1 protein-coding gene is annotated in these 342 nt (G+C 41.8%); it reads right to left on the bottom strand.

Features of this window, described 5'->3' with window-relative positions; genetic code table 11:
- Positions 1-342 (bottom strand): copper amine oxidase N-terminal domain-containing protein (locus KIH86_RS11280; RefSeq protein WP_223110480.1); only part of this gene is annotated, 342 nt, incomplete at both ends.

Here is a 342-nt window from a genome sequence, read left to right on the forward strand (position 1 = left end):
CATCATTGTCATTAACATTACGATTGGCAGATAGGTGAGCCAAAAGATCAATTTTTGGTGTCTCAGAAACAGTTGCTTTTCTTCTGACTGCTAAGTTGTTCGACGCCAGATTTTGAATGGTTTGATTGGTTGCCTTGGCAATATAAACAGTATGCTTCTGTTGTTCCCAAACGACGACAGCTCCAGAAGCTTCACTAATAACCCGAAGCGGAACAAGGACTCTTCCATCTACAATCGAAACAGGAACCGGAATTTCCTTGCGCTCGTTCTGAACTACGACATATTTGCTATTAAGTTTGAATGTTGAAGTCCGAAGCGTTGTCTTATCAACTACAGTAGCCG

The organism is Paenibacillus sinensis (assembly GCF_019904155.1).
GTDB classification, from domain to species: domain Bacteria; phylum Bacillota; class Bacilli; order Paenibacillales; family Paenibacillaceae; genus Paenibacillus_AQ; species Paenibacillus_AQ sinensis.